15 protein-coding genes and 1 pseudogene are annotated in these 16,841 nt (G+C 36.3%); 9 read left to right on the plus strand and 7 right to left on the minus strand.

The features are described from left to right. Positions 1 to 32 precede the first annotated feature (32 nt). Entirely contained in the window at positions 33 to 1,562 is a 1,530-nt protein-coding gene (locus tag ACJ5H0_RS14390; RefSeq protein WP_172284607.1) for a trypsin-like peptidase domain-containing protein, read from the minus strand. Between the two features lie 376 nt (positions 1,563 to 1,938). On the opposite strand from ACJ5H0_RS14390, the gene trhO reads away from it, so the two are divergent. Together trhO and ACJ5H0_RS14400 are read left to right on the plus strand one after the other, a co-directional pair. Next, positions 1,939 to 3,309, plus strand: coding sequence for an oxygen-dependent tRNA uridine(34) hydroxylase TrhO (trhO, locus tag ACJ5H0_RS14395; protein ID WP_345990885.1), 1,371 nt, complete (start codon positions 1,939 to 1,941; stop codon positions 3,307 to 3,309). Between the two features lie 47 nt (positions 3,310 to 3,356). Further along, positions 3,357 to 3,812, plus strand: coding sequence for a 5-formyltetrahydrofolate cyclo-ligase (locus tag ACJ5H0_RS14400; RefSeq protein ID WP_411250014.1), 456 nt, complete (start codon positions 3,357 to 3,359; stop codon positions 3,810 to 3,812). Between the two features lie 39 nt (positions 3,813 to 3,851). Here ACJ5H0_RS14400 and ACJ5H0_RS14405 read toward each other — a convergent pair whose 3' ends face one another. The 3 genes from ACJ5H0_RS14405 to ACJ5H0_RS14415 all read right to left on the minus strand — a co-directional run bounded on the left by ACJ5H0_RS14405 (position 3,852) and on the right by ACJ5H0_RS14415 (position 5,602). Then, on the minus strand, positions 3,852 to 4,436 hold the full coding sequence (locus tag ACJ5H0_RS14405) for a hypothetical protein (protein WP_172284601.1): 585 nt from the start codon (positions 4,434 to 4,436) through the stop codon (positions 3,852 to 3,854). Next, complete coding sequence (locus ACJ5H0_RS14410) at positions 4,420 to 5,067, minus strand: hypothetical protein (RefSeq protein ID WP_411250015.1); 648 nt, start codon at positions 5,065 to 5,067, stop codon at positions 4,420 to 4,422. The genes ACJ5H0_RS14405 and ACJ5H0_RS14410 overlap by 17 nt, the downstream gene beginning before the upstream one ends. Before the next feature lie 97 nt (positions 5,068 to 5,164). Further along, positions 5,165 to 5,602 carry a hypothetical protein gene (locus tag ACJ5H0_RS14415; protein WP_411250016.1) on the minus strand — a complete coding sequence of 146 codons (438 nt, stop codon included), beginning with the start codon at positions 5,600 to 5,602 and terminating at the stop codon, positions 5,165 to 5,167. A gap of 183 nt (positions 5,603 to 5,785) precedes the next feature. Between ACJ5H0_RS14415 and ACJ5H0_RS14420 the strand changes: the two genes are divergently transcribed. Further along, on the plus strand, positions 5,786 to 6,127 hold the full coding sequence (locus ACJ5H0_RS14420; RefSeq protein WP_172284597.1) for a hypothetical protein: 342 nt from the start codon (positions 5,786 to 5,788) through the stop codon (positions 6,125 to 6,127). A gap of 73 nt (positions 6,128 to 6,200) precedes the next feature. Here ACJ5H0_RS14420 and ACJ5H0_RS14425 read toward each other — a convergent pair whose 3' ends face one another. The 3 genes and pseudogenes from ACJ5H0_RS14425 to ACJ5H0_RS14435 form a co-directional block, all read right to left on the minus strand. After that, the gene (locus ACJ5H0_RS14425; RefSeq protein ID WP_411250017.1) at positions 6,201 to 6,968 is read right to left on the minus strand and encodes a TrmH family RNA methyltransferase; all 768 of its coding nucleotides are present in this window, start codon (positions 6,966 to 6,968) and stop codon (positions 6,201 to 6,203) included. A 93-nt stretch (positions 6,969 to 7,061) separates the two neighbouring features. Continuing rightward, entirely contained in the window at positions 7,062 to 7,481 is a 420-nt protein-coding gene (locus tag ACJ5H0_RS14430; RefSeq protein WP_172284592.1) for a hypothetical protein, read from the minus strand. A gap of 7 nt (positions 7,482 to 7,488) precedes the next feature. Beyond that, positions 7,489 to 8,992: pseudogene (locus ACJ5H0_RS14435) on the minus strand (DNA recombination protein RmuC). Between the two features lie 201 nt (positions 8,993 to 9,193). On the opposite strand from ACJ5H0_RS14435, the gene ACJ5H0_RS14440 reads away from it, so the two are divergent. The 6 genes from ACJ5H0_RS14440 to ACJ5H0_RS14465 all read left to right on the plus strand — a co-directional run bounded on the left by ACJ5H0_RS14440 (position 9,194) and on the right by ACJ5H0_RS14465 (position 16,831). Beyond that, a complete protein-coding gene (locus tag ACJ5H0_RS14440; RefSeq protein WP_411250018.1) occupies positions 9,194 to 9,868 on the plus strand; it encodes a response regulator transcription factor in 675 nt (224 codons plus the stop codon). A 2-nt stretch (positions 9,869 to 9,870) separates the two neighbouring features. Beyond that, complete coding sequence (locus ACJ5H0_RS14445; protein WP_411250019.1) at positions 9,871 to 11,235, plus strand: sensor histidine kinase; 1,365 nt, start codon at positions 9,871 to 9,873, stop codon at positions 11,233 to 11,235. A 101-nt stretch (positions 11,236 to 11,336) separates the two neighbouring features. Beyond that, positions 11,337 to 12,152: a TolC family protein gene (locus ACJ5H0_RS14450; RefSeq protein WP_411250020.1), complete on the plus strand. Its 816-nt coding sequence runs from the start codon at positions 11,337 to 11,339 to the stop codon at positions 12,150 to 12,152. Next, positions 12,082 to 12,612 carry a TolC family protein gene (locus tag ACJ5H0_RS14455; RefSeq protein WP_411250021.1) on the plus strand — a complete coding sequence of 177 codons (531 nt, stop codon included), beginning with the start codon at positions 12,082 to 12,084 and terminating at the stop codon, positions 12,610 to 12,612. The genes ACJ5H0_RS14450 and ACJ5H0_RS14455 overlap by 71 nt, the downstream gene beginning before the upstream one ends. Before the next feature lie 8 nt (positions 12,613 to 12,620). Then, positions 12,621 to 13,733 (plus strand): efflux RND transporter periplasmic adaptor subunit, encoded by a 1,113-nt coding sequence (locus tag ACJ5H0_RS14460; protein WP_411250022.1) that lies wholly within the window; start codon positions 12,621 to 12,623, stop codon positions 13,731 to 13,733. After that, a complete protein-coding gene (locus ACJ5H0_RS14465; protein WP_411250023.1) occupies positions 13,733 to 16,831 on the plus strand; it encodes an efflux RND transporter permease subunit in 3,099 nt (1,032 codons plus the stop codon). The genes ACJ5H0_RS14460 and ACJ5H0_RS14465 overlap by 1 nt, the downstream gene beginning before the upstream one ends. Positions 16,832 to 16,841 lie beyond the last annotated feature (10 nt).

A 16,841-nucleotide genomic window follows, 5' to 3' on the forward strand; every position in this document is an offset into this window, starting at 1 on the left:
AGCGTTTTTTTTATTTATAGTTTCTTTATTGATTAAGGCATTTTGAAACCTTTTGTATAGATTCTTCCATATTCATCCACAAACTTCACCTGAACATTTCCCTGATACTTGTCAAGGATCTTTTCAACATCTTTTTGTGAGTTTACAGGCTTACCGTTGATCTCTATAATGATATAGTTATCTACAACTCCTATTTTAGCCATTTCGCTTCCTTCTGATACGTTTTTAGCGATAACACCACTGTTTAGTCCGTAGCTGGTTTTAAAGGAGTCACTTAATGGTTCAAATTCAGATCCTATTTTTTCTGTAACGCTAAGGTCAGCCTTAGTTCTCGTAGAAGTTCCTCCTTTCTGGTCTTTTAAAGTAACCGTAGTCACATTTTCTTTACCGTTTCTCAGATAAGTAACCTGAACTTTATCACCAGGACGTTTGCTTCCTACCGCCATAGAAAGATCTGCAAAGTCTGTAATTAATGTTCCGTCTATTTTAGTGATGATATCTCCGTTTTTGATTCCTGCATTTTCAGCACCACTGTTGTCCGTAACTTCTGTAACATAAACTCCGGAACCTACTTTAACGTTGGCTTTTTTCTGCTTGTTGTACATAGCAACCTGCTGATCATCTGAAAGGTCTAAAGAAGCAACTCCTAAGAATCCTCTCTGTACAATTCCAAACTTTTTAATGTCTTCAACAATTTTTCTTGCCAGGTTAGAAGGGATTGCAAATCCATATCCCTGATAATAACCTGTGGTAGATTGAATGGCCGAATTGATCCCGATCAGGTCGCCATTGGCATTTACAAGTGCTCCTCCTGAATTTCCAGGGTTAATGGCAGCATCTGTCTGGATAAAACTTTCAATCGGATTACTTGCTTTTCCTTGTGATCCAAGAATACCGATTCCTCTTCCTTTTGCGGAAATAATACCGGCAGTTACCGTAGAGTTCAATCCAAGAGGGTTACCGACAGCAAGAACCCATTGCCCTACTTCAATGTTGTCTGAATTAGCAAAATTCAAATAGGGTAGTCCCTTTTCTTCTATCTTTAATAAGGAAATATCCGTATTAGGATCGGTTCCTACTAATGTAGCGATATATGACTTTTTATTGCTTAAAACAACTTCCAGTTTATTGGCACCTGCTACAACATGGTTGTTTGAAATGATATACCCGTCCGGAGAAATGATAACTCCTGAACCCATCCCTGAAGGCATGTTGTCCGGAATCTGTTGTTGTTTCTGTCTTTGTTGTCCGCCTCTTCCTCCAAAAGGATCTCCGAAGAAGAAATCAAATAAATCCTGCTCCGATGCTCTGCTTGAAGTCCTGGTCTGGTAATTTTTAATGGTAACTACAGCAGGAACTGTTGTTTTTGCAGCTTTTACAAAATCATCTCCTGTAGCTGCCGTATTCATTCCAGCGAAAGAAGTATTGGCAGATTTAGTAAAATAAGATTGGTCTCCGTTGTTGGCATTGTGACCGAAATATTGTATCGTGCCAACGGTAGTAGCTCCTGAGATAACTCCTACTACAGCAAATGGTAATAGTTTTTTTAAAGTACTCTTCATTGTATATCTTCTTTTATTTTTTATTAATTAATTCTGGTTTTACAGTAAACAAATTTAATGCTAAATAGGTGTGCAATTAGTGCAATGTGTTTCAACTTTAACTAAAATTTAACAGGAATACGGTATTTTTATGGTATTACTGATAATTGATGAAATCTCAATTAACGAAACTTAAAAATTTATTAAAGACAATATGACATATAGATGGTTGTATTGTCACAAAGGTTAAATTATCTGTATTTTCATACAACAAATTACCATATTTATTAATCTTTTTCTTCAGCACCATTAAAGATAGTGTTTTAAACCGAGAATAGGGCTAATAGAAAAAATGATTATCTTTGCAAAAATTTTTCTCACTTAAAACGTTTATAGCATGCAACTGTACAACACCTTAAGCGCAGAAGAAAGAGCTCAACTTATTGATGAAGCCGGTAAGGAACGTCTTACATTGTCTTTCTATGCGTATGCCAAAATTGAAGATCCCAAAAAATTTCGCGACGAATTATTTATAGCCTGGAATGCACTTGATGCTTTAGGGCGTATCTATGTTGCTCACGAAGGAATCAATGCTCAGATGAGCGTTCCTGCAGATCAGTTTGAGGCTTTCCGCGATACACTGGAGGTGTATGAATTTATGAAAGGAATTCGTTTGAACGTAGCTGTTGAGCAAGACAATCATTCTTTTTTAAAATTAACAATAAAGGTCAGACATAAAATCGTTGCCGATGGATTAAATGATGATACTTTTGACGTAACCAATAAAGGGGTTCACTTAAAAGCTCAGGAATTTAATAATATGCTTGAGGATCCTAACACCATTGTGGTTGATTTTAGGAACCATTATGAAAGTGAAGTCGGTCATTTTGAAGGGGCTATTACACCTGATGTGGAAAACTTCAGAGAAAGCTTACCGATTATCAACGAGCAATTACAGGATTTTAAAGAAGACAAAAACCTGTTGATGTATTGTACCGGCGGGATCCGTTGTGAAAAAGCCAGTGCTTATTTTAAACATCAGGGCTTTAAAAACGTGTTCCAGCTAGAAGGTGGAATTATTGAATATACCCGCCAGATAAAAGAGGAAGGAATACAAAGTAAATTCATCGGTAAGAACTTTGTATTTGACCACCGTTTAGGCGAAAGAATTACAGATGATATCATTTCACAGTGCCACCAGTGTGGAAAGCCTTGTGACAATCATACCAATTGTTCTAATGATGCGTGTCATCTACTCTTTATCCAATGTGATGAATGTAAAGCGGCAATGGAAAACTGCTGCTCTACAGAGTGTTTGGATATCATACATTTGCCAATGGAAGAACAGGTGAAATTAAGGAAAGGATTACAGGTAGGAAACAAGGTTTTCAGAAAAGGCAAATCTGATGCTTTGAAATTTAAGAATTCCGGTGATTTACCTGCTAAACCTTTAGCAAAAGCCGAAACCAAAGATATCCGCAAAAAAATAGCGGTTAAAAAAGTATTGATTGGGAAAGCAGAACATTATTATTCAAAATCAAAGATCGGACAATTCCTGATTGAAAATAAAGAACTTACCGTGGGTGACAAAGTATTGATTTCAGGACCCACAACAGGTGAAAAGGAATTGACCATTACTGAGATTTATGTGAATGGAAGCTCAAGTGAAACGGCAAAAAAAGGAGATCAGGTTACTTTTGAAATTCCTTTTAGAATTCGTTTGTCAGATAAATTATATAAGATCGGACAACCTTCGGAAGGAGTATAACGAGAAGAGTAGTACAAATGCTAAAGTCCGAACTTAGAAAAGAATATATGCAAAAAAGAAAAACCTTGTCATCTGATGAGGTTTTCTTGTTATCTGAAGCGATTTTCAAAAATTTTGTTAATTTTTTTAAGCCATTCCCAGGTCAGAAGGTGCATATTTTTCTTCCTATTGCAAAGTTTAATGAGATCAATACTCAGATTTTTGTTGAGTATTTCTTAAATAATGGCATTCGTGTTTTCGTCCCGAAAGTTGTTGATCAGAAGCTTATTTCAATTGAAATATGTAAAGACTCCCTGTTTGAAACCAGTTCTTGGGGGATTTTAGAGCCTGTTTCCAATCAGGATTCCGGCATAAAGGAATTTGACCTTGTGATAACCCCTGTTCTCTACTGCGATGGTTTAGGAAATAGGGTAGGATATGGAAAAGGTTTTTATGACAGCTTTTTTCAGGAACTTTACGGAAAACCAAAAAAAAATCGGGGTGAATTACTTCAATCCCGATGAGATTATAGATGATATCTGGGAAAATGATATTCCTTTAGATTATTTGGTTACTCCTACTGAGGTACTGTCTTTCTTTACAGGAGAGGAATAGAATTTTAAAAAGTAAAATTTGAATTCTTTTTTGAATTTTATTGGTTTTGACATAAGGGTGTATTGAGCGTTTTTCTCAAAAGTTCCAAGTGATCTGTTCTTATCGTCGAAATACTCTACATTGAATTTTGCATAATCCAAAGTATCTTTTTTATAAAAGTCCTTATGTACTTCCAGGTTATTTACTTTCACGGATTTCACCTTTAAGCTGTCTAGTTCCCTGAAAAGATTTTTGAAGGTAAGGCTGTCCGGTTTGTGAAAATAGCTTTCCATCTGGGAGTAAATTACCGTATCAATTTCCGTATTTCTTTTTCCTGACAGGTATAATGTAGATAAGTCTAAAAGCTCCTGCACTTTCTGCTTTGTAATAGAATTAATAGCCTGCATACTGTCCATCTGAACTGCCGGATAGGTTTTTGTATTATTGCTGTTCCTCAATTTATCCAGATCACTTACCTCGCTTTTCTTATTGTTACAGGAAATAAAAGCTGTTATCAGTAATAAGGCAATTAAAAATTTATTTATTCTTTTCATCAGTATTTGCAATTTTAAATTTAATAGATATTATTTTACCCTTATCATCCTTTTTCATCTCAATCACCTTTAAATTTTTCAGGGATGTTGTAGGAGTCGTCACAAGGGTAATATATTTTTGTTTGTCTAAAGTTTCTATACCATACGTATCGTTGTCATATACCTGATAAATTACGGCACTGTTGCTGATTAAATTTTCTAACTGTTTTCTTTTTTGTTTGATCAGGGCAAATTGTTCTTCCGGATTTCCTCCCTTTACATCCTTGATAGAGAAGTAATAAGCCGCCATTTTATAATCATCCGGCTTCATTTCGATCATTTCCTCCTCAGGGGCGTTTTCCAGGCTTCTGTTAACAGTTAGAGGTTCGTAGAAAGGTGCCGTGATCTGCATTTTCAGAATTTTATCCTTCGTAGAATACCTGAAACATTCTCCCGGATTAATTTTAAACAGGATCGGGGATTCGTTTTCTTTAAATACTTTTATTTCTAAGGTATTGATTACTGCAACCCCTCTGTCTGCATCTGTGAAACAATATTTATATTCTTTGGAGAAAATTTCATCCTTAAAGCCTAAAACTCCGGTAATGATAATTAAAATAGAGGTTATCATGGCCCAGGCATTCTTTTTCATGAACTTTTTTTCCGGTTCAGGGGAAACCGTATCGGATAAAGTGTTGAAATTTTGATTTTGGTTAACTGTTTGATTTTCAGTATTTGATTTTTGTAAATCAACATTTTCTTGCCCTTTTGTAGGCGTTTTTTTGTGGTTGATCATCATTTTTTGGAGTTGAAGGTAGCTGATTGATCGTTTCTTCCAATTCCTGCAGTTCTTCATCGCTGAGATCTTTCTCATCCTGTAATAATTCTCCTGCAAAAAGATGTTGCTTTTTAAACTCGTACCATGAGTCGTATCCCGCATAAATACTCAATAAATTGAGCATGTCTATCCTAGGCAATTTTGTTACCGGTGAGTTCTTGAAATAAGTGTAAAATGATTTTTCGCTGATGTTTCCCTTCGCCTTTTTCCGAAGATCCTCCTGAAAATAGATAATATCAATCCCCTTCCATTTAGAAATATCATCATAGGAAGGAGTGTATTCTTCTAAATATTGAGCCTGTACATCCCTTTTCAGCTGCTCAAAGTGTAATAGATCTAAATCTGTCAAGTTTATATAAAGTGATTAAGTTATTGATTATCAGTTGTACTTATTTGTAAAATTGTTTTACAAAGGTATTACAATTATTTTTCATAGACAAACTTTCTATCTGCTCTACCTTTGTCTTGTTCAAATAACAGAACGAAAGAAAATTTTATAAAACAATATTAACAAAATTAAATTTAATTTATTATGAAAAAGTCGTTATTCGTAGCTGCTATCGCTGCAATCTCTCTAGTTGCTTGTAAAAAAACTGAAGCTACTTCTACTGAAGGTGCTGCTGATTCTGCTGCTGTTGCTGCTACTGATTCTGCTGCTGTTGTAGCTGATTCTGCTGCTCAAGTTGTTGATTCTGCTGCTACTGCTACTGTAGACGCTGCTAAAGGTGCTGCTGCTGCAACTACTGCTGCTGCTGCTGACGCTGCTAAAGGTGCTGCTGCTGGAGCTGCTGATGCTGCTAAAGGTGCTGCTGATGCTGCTAAAGATGCAACTAAAGAAGCTGCTAAAGAAGTTAAAGACGCTGCTAAGAAATAATTCTAGTACGTTACTAAATAAAAGAACCGTTTCGCTCAGCGAAGCGGTTTTTTTATTATATATATTATCTTCCTTATTCCTTTTTCTGTCTCAGGGATTCGTAACACGTAATGGCTACGGCATTACTAAGATTTAAAGAATCTATACTTCCTGCCATAGGAATTAATGTATTTTCCCCTTTGCCAATCCAGAAATCACTTAAACCCGAATGCTCGGTTCCGAATAAGATTGCAGACTTTTGGGTCAGATCCCTTTTGTAGAGATCTTCAGAGTCTTTGTCCATAATGGTTGTATAAATACCGAACTGATTCTTTTTCAGAAAATCAAGGGTCTCTTCATTCCCGGCCTGGAATACTTTCATTCCGAAAAGACATCCGACACTTGATCGGATCACATTAGGATTATAGAAATCAGCTTTTGCATCTGTAATAATCAGTGCATCTATTCCAAAGGCCTCGCAACTTCTTAAAATAGCACCAAGGTTTCCTGGCTTTTCAATTCCTTCAACAATAATTACAGTTGCATCCTTATTAGGTTTAAAAGAGGAAAGGTCAGCTTCTTTGGCTTTATAAATTCCAATGATCCCTTCCGAAGTGCCTCTGTATGCAATTTTTTCATATACTTTTTCACTGACATAAAATACCTTCCCAAGAGGAGTTTCTCCTTTGAAAATTTTTTCGCAGATATAAAATTCGACCGGTTCAAAATCAAATTTCTGAGCCCTTTCATTTTCCTGTTGGCCTTCTACTACAAAGATTTTAGATTTTTTACGAAATCTGTTATCTGTAAGAAGCTTAGTAATATTCTTGATTTTATCGTTTTGAAAACTTTCTATTAACATGCTGCAAAATTATGGAAATTTATTGATCGGTTTTTGTTTCCTAAGAACTGAAAAAGGATGAGAAAGAGAAATATTAAAATTCAGTAGCTGTATTTAGAAAAGCTTACTATGTTTTTCTTTATTAGATGAGTTTAAAAGAATACTGCTTCCAACTACCATACACAAACAGCTGGTAACCCACAGGTAATATCCTGCACCAAAAGAAATGATGGCAGACTCGTTACCTGCTTCATCAATAATTATCGTTTTTGATGAAAAATAAAATAATGACAGACAGAAAGCGATCAGACTGGAAATAACAGATACTTTAACCTGTTTTAAAAGTAGGGCAAGCCAGGAAATAAACAATAAAGGATTGGCTAACCAGGCTATATTATTTTCTAGCTCAAGCCATCCTAAAAGAAAGCAGTTAGAAGCATCGGTTTCACGCCCTTGCGTGTAAACAGCTACTTGTGTTAAAGAAATCAAGAATATAACAAGGCTTATTGCAAAAATAATTTGTGTTTTTTTCATTTGATCATTATTCTATGCTGGTTATATTTTCACTATTATCAATAAGGCTTTGAGGAAGCTCTTTTTTATTTTTTATTCCCAGGGATTTAAGTTTTTGTGTTTGGATAATCAGGTTGTCATTTCCGGTAGATAACTGTTTATAAGCATCATTGAAAACATTTTTGGCCTGATCTAGATTTTTACCTACTTTTTCAAGGTTTTCTACAAAACCTACAAACTTATCATATAATCTGGCCCCCCGGTCTGCAATCTCCATGGAATTTCTGTTCTGGTATTCTCGTTTCCAGAGATCTGCAATGAGTTTTAAGGAAGTAATCAGGTTGCTTGGATTTAAAAGCAGGATCCTTTTGTCATAAGCAAAATTCCATAAATTCTGATCGGCCTGCATTGCTGCAATATAAGCCGGTTCACTCGGAATGAACATCATCACAAAATCTAAAGATTTGCCATAATCATCATAAGCCTTCTGACTTAATTGAGAGATATGATTTTTTACGGACGATAGATGCTGATTTAATTTAATGGCGTAGATTTCAGGATCGGTTTCGTCTACTAGTTCTGTAAAGGCAGTTAGGGAAACCTTGGAGTCCACAATAACATTTCTTTCATCAGGATACTTTACGACCGCATCCGGGCGCATTTTTTTTTCCTGAAAACTCTGAGAATAATGCCTTGTTATCTTCATCTCGCAGTTCATGCTCTAGAAAATATTCCCTTCCTTTAACCAGTCCTGATTTTTCAAGAATGCTTTCAAGAATCATTTCTCCCCAGTTTCCCTGTGTTTTACTTTCTCCTTTTAAGGCCCGGGTCAGTTTTTTTGCATCTTCGGAAATCTGCTGATTGAGCTCTGCCAGTTCTTTTACTTTTTCAGCCAGTGAAAAACGCTCCTTATTTTCTTTTTCATAAGCTTCATTTACCCTGTTTTTCAAATCAGTGATCTTTTCCTGAAAAGGCTCAAGAATAGTTTTAAGGTTATTTTGATTCAGAGCGGTAAATTTTTCAGCTTTTTCCTCGAGGATTTTATTGGCTAAATTTTCAAACTGAACCTTTGAATCTTCCTGTATCTTAATAATTTCTTCTTTCTGGGTTTGAAGTGATTTCTGTAAATTTTCATTCACTGCCGAAAGTTCAGAGTTACGCGCATACAAATGCTGCTTTTCCGTAAGAAGGCTTTCAAGCTGCGAGGCTTGTTTGGAAATAATTTGTTTCTGTTCCTGAAACTGACTATTTAAAGATGAATATTCCGCGGAAATTTTTGCATATTCATTTTTAAGATCATTGAGAAGATCTGATTGTTGCTGATTCTGATCTTTTTCATGATTGATGTCCTGATATAATTCCTGGATTTTTTGATTGATATTTTCCAGATCAGAATTCTTTCTTATATATAAATTGTTTATCTCGTCATAAGAAGCCCTTGAAACCATTGAAGATTTCAGCATAAAATATAAAATAACGGCACCTAATAAGGCACCGGTTATAAAACCTACGATTAAATATGTCATCTCCATTCTTCAAAATTATGAAAAAACGCTGGAAGCTGGAAGTGAGATCAGGAACCTGTTGTTTTCCGTTAAATAGTTTAAGTTTTTTAAATAGATAAAAATAAAATACTTATTGACTTTTTGTGAGATTTCAATTGCTCCCAGCTTTCTTTCCACAACCTCCTTTCTGAATAAGAATACTTATATTTATAGGAAATTTAAGTGTTTATGAACATTTTGTTAGTAGAGGATGATGAGCGAATCAGTAAATTTCTTGTCAAAGGCTTGGGCGAGGCCGGATATCAAATGGTTCTCGCAGATTCCGGAGAGAAAGCCCGTGATCTAATCAGTACCTATGACTTTGATATTATTCTCATGGATATTATGTTGCCAGGGCTGGATGGAATGCAGCTGACGCAGATCATCCGCTTCAAAAAAAATTATACTCCGATTTTGGTTCTTAGCGCTCTGAATAGTCCTGATGATAAAATAAAAATGCTTGATCTGGGAGCCGATGATTATTTATCAAAGCCATTCCATTTTGAAGAATTGATTTCGAGAATCAAAGCATTGACCAGAAGAAATAAATTAAGCTATCAGGAAGGATCGCAGCTTTTACGTTGTGGTAACCTTACAATTGATACAGATCTCCACAAAGTGGTTCAGGATAATAAAGAAATTGAACTTTCCCCTACAGAATATAAACTTTTGACTTTCCTTTTAGAAAATAAAAACAAAGTTCTGAGCAGGACTCAGATCTTACATAATGTATGGGGAATTGATTTTGACAGTACAACGAATGTTGTTGATGTGTACATTTCTTATGTGCGGAATAAAATTAATGAAACGGATCAAAAGATTATCCACACAATTAAAGGAACAGGATATCTGATTAAAGATTAAAGATGACGTTAAGAAACAGGTTTACCATAATTTCGAGTCTTTCATTCGGTATTGTTACCATCATCGCTTTTGCGGTGGTGTTTTTTGCTTATTATGACAGTACCAGAATCTCTTATTTTGAAAGATTAAGAAATACGGCCCTTATTTCTGCCATTTATTATCTGGAAAAAGATGAATTGCCAAAAAGCAGGCATGCCCAGATAAAAACGGAATACAATCATTTGATAGAGAATAAAAAAGTAGCCGTTTACAATAAATACAATGAAGTTACTTTTGGGCAGAACCTGAATGATAAGAATATCAAAGCACTTCATCTGAAGTCTGCAAGAAATAATAAGATGGTACAGTTTATGGCCGGGAATAATTTTTATTACGGCATATTCTATCCGGATAATCAGGGTGACTTTGTCGTTTTTGTCAAAGCCCCGAATGATTCTTTTAAATCACAAATGGTAAGGCTTTCCATAATTATGCTGGCAGTACTGATTTTAGGATTACTTGTTATTTATTTCCTGAGCAGGTATCTTTCCAAAATCGTGTATAAACCTCTATCCAATGTTGTGGATAGGATCAATAATGTAGATTATACCAATATTTCCAGCGCAATTACATCTACCCATACTCATGATGAAATAGATGACCTGATCAAGTCCTATAATAAATTGTTTGGAAGAATTTCTGAAAGTATTTTGCTTCAGCAGAATTTTATCAACTATGTGTCTCATGAATTTAAAACACCATTAGCCGCTATCTCTGGCAATCTTGAGGTTTTTGCTCAAAAGGACCGGACGCCTGAAGAATACCGAAAAGTGGTCAAGGAATCATTGGATAACGTATATGAAATTGAAAGTATCCTTAATAACCTGCTGTTGATGTCAGGTCTTACCAAGCTTGAAAATTCTCACCAGCAGGTAAGAATTGACGAGCTGATCTGGAAGATATATGAAAAGCTGAATCCTAAAGCCCAGGAAAATAACTCTTCTATTAAAATCAACCTTTTGGTAAACACTCCGGATTTACTGGAATTTCCTGGTAATGAAACTTTGCTTTATCTGGCATTGTACAATATTGTTGAAAATGCTATTAAATATTCCGGGCATCATTCTGTAGAGATTGTGTTGTCTGAAGAACAGGATAGACATTTATTGATTGAAGTTAAGGACCGGGGCAGAGGTATTTCGGAGGATGATCTTCAAAAGATCACGGAAACTTTTTATCGCGGAAAAAATGTGGATAATATAAAAGGAAGTGGCATTGGCCTATCCTTATCTAAAAGCATATTCGATCATCATCATATTCAGATGAAAATTAATTCTGTTGTGGGCTCAGGAACCCAGATATCGCTCATATTTCCGGTTACAAAATAGTTTTCTAATCGAATTCTAATTTTGGATTAACCGAATCTTAATGGTATTTGGAATTGGCTTTAATGTTTACAAAATAGCTTTGTGGTCTTAAACAGAAGACCTTGAAGAAAATCATTTTTACACTATTCTATATTCATTTTTTCGGATTCTTTTCGGCACAAATTGCGGACACCTTGCAGATTGGAAGAAAAGAAGCGGAAACATTATTTCTTGCGAATAACCTGGATATTATTGCGCAAAAACTGGAAATTTCCCAGGCGGAAGCCCGTGTCGTTCAGGCGAAATTCTGGCCTAATCCTAAGCTGACTGTCAATGAAGTTAATCTTTGGCGTACTTACGATATCGAACAGCAGCCGGCTTTAATAGGGAATTGGGGAAGGAATACCCAATTCTCTGCTGAGATAGAGCAGGTAATCCAGACTGCAAGAAAAAGGAGGAAAAATATAGAACTACAGAAAATTGAAGTAGATGGAGAAAAGTATGAATTGCAGGAAGTATTGCGTGAGCTGAAAAAGTTATTGCGAAATACTCTGACAGAGGTTATCTACAATCAGGAACAGCAGAAACTGTATCGCGGTCAGATTTCTTCTATAGAAAAACTAACAAAATCCTATCAGAATCAGTTAAACCTTGGAAACATAAGCAAATCCGAATATGTGAGGCTGAAGGCCCAGGAAATTGAATTCAAAAAGAAATTAATTTCATTACAACAGGAAATTGCGGAACAACAGGTCGAGTTGAAAGCTTTACTCATTCTTCCGGCTACATCTTATCTTGTTATTACAGATCATTTGTCAATTCCTGAAAAGGAGCTTTCTGAATTGGAATTATCCAACTGGCTGAATATTGCCAAAGAAAATCGTCCGGACATCCAGATTACAAAAAATAAAGAGAAATACGCACAAAAAAAATCTTGAATTACAACGAGCTCTCAGAACTCCTGATATAGCGCTCTCCGTGGGATATGACCGGGGTGGAAATATAATGAAGGATTTTGTAGGGTTGGGTATTTCATTTGACCTTCCGGTTTTCGACAGAAATAAAGGAAATATCCAGGAGGCTAAACTGGAGGTTACCAAATCCAATTTTGAGACCCGCAAAAACATCCTTAAATCGGAAAATGAAATCGTTTCCGTATTTCAGAATTATACCCGAACGCAAAAGATTTCTGAGGAACTTGATGGATCGTATGAAAGTACTTTGGATGGTTTATTGGCCAGTCATGAGAAAAACTTCAGGCTGAGAAATATCAGCATGCTGGAATATATGGATTTCCTGGAAACCTACATTGGAAATAAAATGATCATACTCGATACGAAAAAAGAACTTAATCAATATTATGAAAACCTGCAGTACGTTGTAGGGCAAGACTTATAAATATGAAAATGAATAGCACAAAATATATAGCAGCTGGCTATTTTTTAGCACTTGTTGTCCTGACCGGTTGCACAGAGAAAAAGCTCAATGAAAATACGGGATCCGAAAACTACTGCATTAGCAAAGAGCTAAAAAAAGATCTTAAGCTGGCAAAAGTAGAAATGCGCCCTGTGGAAGAAAGTATTACTCTTACCGGAGAAGTTGAAAGCAATTCTGATAAAACAGTTCCTTTTGTAAGTTTAGTGGATGGAGTGGTTACGGATACTTATTTTTCCTTGGGTGATTATGTGAAAAAAGGACAAGTCCTTGCCAGTATAAAAAGTGTATCCCTAAACGAAATGCAGGATGATACCCAAACTTTACAGGCTCAGCTGGCTGTTGCTAAAAGAAAGCTCTCTTCTGTGGAGGCAATGTATAAAGATGATATTGCCTCACAAAAAGATTTGCAGGAAGCAAGGTCTGAAGTTCAGATCATACAGTCCAATATGTCCAAAACCAAAAAGAATATGCAGCTGTATTCTGCAGGCAGTACAAATATGCAGGTTAAAGCTCCTGCAGATGGTTACGTAATTGCTAAAAATATTTCTACCGGTATGCCTGTAACTGCCGGAGGTGAACAGCTTTTTACCATTTCTAATCTTGATAAGGTGTGGGTAATGGCTAATGTGTATGCTACCAATATGAGACATGTGTACGTGAATCAGCCTGTAGTGGTAAAAACGCTTGCCTATCCGGATGATAGTTTTTCCGGAAAGATTAATGTCATCTCCCAGGTTTTTAATGAAAATGAAAGAGTGTTGAAAGCTAAAATTATTATGGACAATAATAATATGAAACTTAGACCGGGAATGTCTGCAGATATTGTTTTACCTATTAATGCACAAAACAGAACAGCATTGGCAATTCCTGCCAAAGCTCTGATCTTTGATAATAACCAAAGTTATGTTGTGGTCTATAAAAAAGATTGTGCCATAGAAATGAGAGCCGTTACCGAAGTGGCATCCAACAGTCAGTACATTTATGTAGAAGGAGACCTTAAAGAAGGGGAGATGGTTATTGCTTCCAATGGATTGCTTATCTACGAAAACATGAAAAATCAATCCAATAATTCTACGAAGTAATGCGAAAATTTGTACAAAGTATAGTTTCTTTCTCGTTAAAAAATTCTTTGATTGTACTTCTGGGTACTCTGCTTTTGCTTGCTGGTGGAATTTATTCTTATATGCATACTCCAATAGAAGCGTTTCCGGATGTTACCAACACCAGGGTGAGGGTAATTACACAATGGCCGGGACGAAGTGCTGAAGAGATAGAAAAGTTTGTCACGCTGCCAATTTCAAAAGAAATGAGCACAATACCGAATAAAACCTCAGTAAGGTCTATTTCTTTATTTGGTTTATCTGTGGTGACGGTTATTTTTGATGATCATGTGGATGATTTTTATGCCCAGCAGTATGCTTCGAACCGATTGGGAAATGTTGAACTTCCTAATGGAGCAAATTACAGTATAGAACCACCTTCAGGTGCTACCGGAGAAATTTACAGATACATCATTAAAAGTAAATTGCCTATTAAAGAGGTTACCTCTATTCAGGATTGGGTGATTGAAAGAGAGCTTCGTGCGGTCCCGGGGGTTGCGGATGTTGTAAGTTTCGGGGGAGAAGAAAAGATTTATGAAATAAAGATCAATCCAACTGAATTACATAATTATGATCTTTCGCCATTGGATGTTTATGAAGCTGTTTCCAAAAGTAATATTAATGTAGGGGGAGATGTGGTTTCAAAAGGAGATCAGGCATATGTGGTTCGTGGTATAGGGCTTCTGGAAAGTAAAGAAGATATTGAAAACATACAAATTGAGGTTAAAGGATCCACCCCGATCCTGGTGAAGCATGTGGCTGAAGTAAAAGTTTCTGCCAAGCCAAGGTTAGGGCAGGTGGGGTACAATAAAGAAAATGATGTTGTAGAAGGAATTGTGATCATGCTTCGTGGGGAGAATCCGAGTGAGGTGATTGGACGTCTTAAAGAAAGAATAGGTGAATTGAACGGAGGAGAATTGCCAGGCGATGTAAAGATCGTTCCTATCATCGATCGTACAGAACTTGTAAATACCACTGTGCATACCGTATCCAAAAATTTGGTGGAAGGGGTGATTCTGGTATCTATTATTGTATTTATATTTTTATACAATTGGCGAACAACATTTATTGTGGCGTCAGTTATTCCTTTAGCATTTTTATTTGCGATCATTATGCTGAGGATCCAGGGATTGCCGGCTAATCTTATTTCAATGGGAGCCCTTGACTTTGGACTGCTTCTTGAGGGTACACTCGTTATTGTAGAGCATGTTTTTGTAGCTCTCGAACAAAAGGCCAAAAAGGTAGGCTTACGGCGATTCAATAAAATGTCGAAACTGGGCATTATCAAGAAAAGTGCGGGAAGTGTTGCAGGGTATATTTTCTTTGCCCTTTTAATTCTTATTGTAGCGTTAATGCCTATTTTCTCCTTCCAGAAAGTAGAAGGTAAAATGTTTTCTCCATTGGCATTTACCCTGGGATATGCTTTACTGGGGTCTTTGATTCTGAGTTTAACTTATGTTCCTGCAATGTGTAAACTTTTGCTCACGAAGGATATAGAAGAAAAGGAGAATTTTATTTCGAAATTTTTCAGGGTGAACATTTATAAGCTTTACGAGTTGAGCGCCCGCTACAAAAAAGCTTTTATTATTGGATTTGGGGTTCTTTTGGTTATTTGTGGATGGAGGTTTTCCAATTATGGATCGGAATTTTTACCAAAGCTTAATGAAGGGGCAATTTACGTTCGTGCCACCCTTCCCAATAGTGTAAATCTCGATGAATCCGTGAGGCTTACTAAAGAAATGAAACAAATACTTTCCAGATATGATGAAGTGGAATTTGTAATGACGCAAACCGGTCGTCCGAATGACGGAACAGACCCGACGGGGTTTTTTAATATTGAATTTAATATTCAGTTAAAACCTGAAAATGAATGGAAGAAAAAGATTTCCAAAGAAGAACTTCTGGAGGAAATGAGGGTTTCGCTGGAAAAATATCCCGGCATTAATTTTGGGTTCAGCCAGCCTATTCAGGATAATGTGGAAGAATATGTGGCAGGGGTAAAGGCTCCTCTGGTGATCAAGATTTTTGGTAATGACCTTTTCCAGCTTGAAAACTATGCCAATCAGGTTGCGAATTCCATTAGAACCGTACCCGGAATTTCCGATGTGAATGTTTTTAAAAATATAGGCTTACCGGAATTAAGGATCCAGCTTCATGATTCCAAAATGGCAAAATACGGTGTCTCAACTGCTGATGCACAGGCGGTGATTGAAATGACTATCGGAGGGCAGGCAGCAACAAAATTCTATGAAGATGAAAGGATGTTTGACGTGATGCTAAGATTTGAAAAACAATATCGTGATAATCCGGAGAAAATAGGAAATATTCTGATTCCGACACAGGATAATAAGAAGGTGCCGTTGAAGGAAATTGCAACGATTGACTACCATACCGGGCCATCCTTTATTTATCGCGAAGGTAATAGCCGATATATTGGTGTCGGATTTAATATTGAGGGACGAGATCTTGGAAGTACGATTAAAGATGCAAAAGCAAAAGTAGCAAAAGATGTACATATTCCTAAAAACCATAAAATGACCTGGGCAGGGGAATTCGAAAGTAAAGAGAGGGCTGCCAAACAGTTGGCAATGGTTGTTCCGATTTCTCTCTTGCTTATCCTGATGTTGCTTTACTTTAACTTCGGTAACATTAAAGATACACTGATTTCATCTGTAACATTGGCTTTTGCATTTATTGGCGGGTTTTTATCACTTTGGTTTACCGGAACTATTTTTGGAATTTCAGCGGGAATAGGGTTTATTATCCTGTTTGGTGTTGCAACAATTGACGGAATTGTATTAATAGGGGTTATGAAAGAAAATCTTCAGAATAAAATGTCCCTGAAAGAAGCAATCAGCCAGGGAGTTCAAAGCAGAATCAGACCGGTGATAATGATTGCCTTGATGGGATCAATGGGACTTTTTCCCGCAGCAATGTCCAATGGAATGGGGTCTGAGATTCAAAAGCCTTTAGCCATTATGATCGTGGGAGGATTGATTATATGCATGATATTGTCTTTTACCGTATTGCCTGTTATTTTCTATTATGCATATCAGAAAAAATACAAAGCAACATTATAATTCTTTCAAT

It is taken from the genome of Chryseobacterium proteolyticum, from assembly GCF_046591535.1.
Classification (GTDB): Bacteria; Bacteroidota; Bacteroidia; order Flavobacteriales; family Weeksellaceae; genus Chryseobacterium; species Chryseobacterium proteolyticum.